Source organism: Mesorhizobium sp. M7A.F.Ca.CA.002.09.1.1, from assembly GCF_003998555.1.
In the GTDB taxonomy this organism is placed as follows: Bacteria; Pseudomonadota; Alphaproteobacteria; order Rhizobiales; family Rhizobiaceae; genus Mesorhizobium; species Mesorhizobium ciceri.
In genome coordinates, this window is the sequence record NZ_RZRR01000755.1 from 1 (window position 1) to 2,813 (window position 2,813).

Sequence of the window (2,813 nt, forward strand, 5' to 3'; positions counted from 1 at the left end):
AGAACGAGCTTTACCCGCATGAGCGCGAGGTCGAGCGCACCGGCGTGCTGCGCCGCGACCTGATCGAGGAGATCAAGGTAAAGGCGATCGAGGCCGGGCTCTATGCCGCCAACATGCCGGCCGATGTCGGCGGAGCGGGCCTCGATACGGTGACCTGGCTGCTCTACGAGAAGGAACTCGGCCGCGCCAATTACGCGCTGCACTGGACCTGCGTGTCGCGCCCCTCCAACATCCTCCTGGCCGGCACGCCCGAGCAGCGCGAGAAATATCTGTTCCCCTGCATCCGTGGTGAGAAATGGGACTGCCTGGCCATGACCGAGCCGGGCGCCGGCTCCGATTTGCGTGGCATGAAGGCAACCGCCGTGCAGGACGGTGACGACTGGGTGCTGAACGGCACCAAGCATTTTATCTCCCACGCCGACCTCGCCGACTTTGCCATCGTTTTCATGGCCTCAGGCGAAGAGGATTCGCCGCGCGGCAAACGCAAGAAGATCACCGCCTTCTTCGTCGATAAGGGCACCAAAGGCTTCACCGTCCGTGACGGCTACCGCAACGTCTCGCATCGCGGCTACACCAACGCCATCCTCGAATTCGACGATTGCCGGCTTCCCGCCGCCCAGGTGTTGGGCGAAGTCCATAAGGGGTTCGACGTCGCCAATTCCTGGCTCGGCGCCACCCGGCTGCAGGTCGGCGCCACCTGCCTCGGCCGCGCCGAGCGTGCGCTTGGCCATGCCGTCGAATACGCCGCGCAACGCCAGCAGTTCGGCCAGCAGATCGGCAAGTTCCAGGGCGTATCGTTCAAGCTTGCCGACATGGCGACCGAACTCAAGGCCGCCGACCTGATGGTGTTCGAAGCCGGCTGGAAGTACGATCAGGGCACCGTCACCGACCAGGACATGGCCATGGCCAAGCTGAAGGCCACCGAAATGCTCGCATACGTTGCCGATGAAGCGATCCAGATCCATGGCGGCATGGGGCTGATGGACGATCTGCCGCTGGAGCGCATCTGGCGCGACGCGCGCGTCGAGCGCATCTGGGAAGGCACATCCGAGATCCAGCGCCACATCATTTCAAGGGCGCTGCTGCGCCCGTTCGGGGCATAACATATGCATAAACTGGAGCGTCTCCTGCGGCCTAAATCGATCGCCGTCTTCGGCGGTGCGCAGGCTGCAGCCGTCGTCGCGCAATCGATCAAGATGGGTTTTGCCGGCGAGATCTGGCCGGTGCATCCGACCAAGGACGAGGTTGCCGGTCGCAAGGCCTATCGTTCGGTGGCTGACCTGCCCGGCGCGCCGGATGCTGCCTTTGTCGGCGTCAACCGGCATTTGACCATCGAGGTGATCAAGGCGCTGGCCGAACGCGGCGCCGGCGGCGCCGTCTGCTTTGCCGCCGGCTTCCTCGAAACCGAGGCCTATGACGATGATGGCGAGCGGCTGCAGGCCGAGCTGGTCGCGGCGGCGGGCCAGATGCCGATCATCGGGCCGAATTGCTACGGCCTGATCAATTATGCCGACGGCGCGCTGCTGTGGCCCGACCAGCATGGCGGCATAAGACTGGCCGAGGGCGGCAAGGGCGTCGCCATCATCACCCAGTCCTCCAACATCGCCATCAACATGACCATGCAGAAGCGCGGCCTGCCGATCGCCTTCCTGATGACCGCCGGCAACCAGGCGCAGACCGGCCTGTCCGAAATGGCGCTCGGCCTGATCGAGGATGAGCGGGTCACGTCGCTCGGCCTGCACATCGAGGCCTTCGATTCGGTAGCCGGCTTCGAACGGCTGGCGGCACGAGCCCGCGAGCTGAAGAAGCCGATCATCGCCATGAAGGTCGGCCGTTCCGAACAGGCCAGGCAAGCGACTGTCTCGCATACCGCGTCGCTCGCCGGCTCGGACGCGGCCTCGGGTGCGTTCCTGCGGCGGCTCGGCATTGCGCGCGTCGATTCGATCCCTGCCTTCATCGAGGCGCTGAAGCTGCTGCACATCACCGGACCTTTGCCCGGCTATAGGCTGTCGTCGATGAGCTGCTCCGGCGGCGAGGCCTCCGTCATGGCCGACAGCGCCGAAGGCCGCTGGGTCAATTTCCCTGTGCTGACCGACAGCCACCGCGCCCATGTCAAATCGACGCTCGGGCCGCTGGTCGCGGTCGCCAATCCCTTGGACTATCACACCTTCATCTGGAACAACGAGCCGGCGATGACCGCCACCTTCACCGCCATGGTGTCGGGCGGTTTCGACCTCAACATGCTGGTGCTCGATTTTCCGCGACCCGACCGCTGCTCGGTCACCGACTGGTGGGCGACGTTGCGCGCTTTCGAATCGGCGCTCAAGACCAACAAGGCGCATGGTGCGATCGTCTCCTCGCTGCCGGAGAACCTGCCGGAGGAATACACCGCCGAACTGATGGCGCGCGGCATGGTGCCGTTGTTCGGCATTTCGGAAGCGATGGATGCAGCCGGCGCAGCAGCCTTCATCGGCTGGGCTTGGGCTGAACCGCAGGCGCAGCCGATCGACACGTCGGCCTCCGGCGCCTCTGGCGGGGACCACGTCACGCCCGACGAAGCCGAGGCGAAGTCACGGCTGATCAAAGCCGGCCTGCCGGTGCCGAAGGGCGAGCGCGCCGCCAATGCCGTCGAAGCGGTGATTTCGTCCATGGCGCTCGGCTTTCCCGTCGCGTTGAAGGCGCTCGGCGTCACCCACAAATCCGAAGTTGGCGCTGTCAGGCTCAATCTCAGGGATGCCGAATCCGTCAGCACCGCAGCGCATAACCTGTTGCCGCTCGGCACCGGGCTCTATGTCGAGCGCATGGTGCGCGAC

Annotated in this window: 2 protein-coding genes; both read left to right on the forward strand. The window is 65.1% G+C overall.

The features are described 5' to 3' along the window. Positions 1 to 1,103 (forward strand): acyl-CoA dehydrogenase family protein (locus EN994_RS25695; protein ID WP_164746188.1); only part of this gene is annotated, 1,103 nt, incomplete at its 5' end. A gap of 3 nt (positions 1,104 to 1,106) precedes the next feature. Further along, on the forward strand, positions 1,107 to 2,813 hold a 1,707-nt coding region (locus tag EN994_RS25700; protein WP_164746189.1), incomplete at its 3' end, for an acetate--CoA ligase family protein.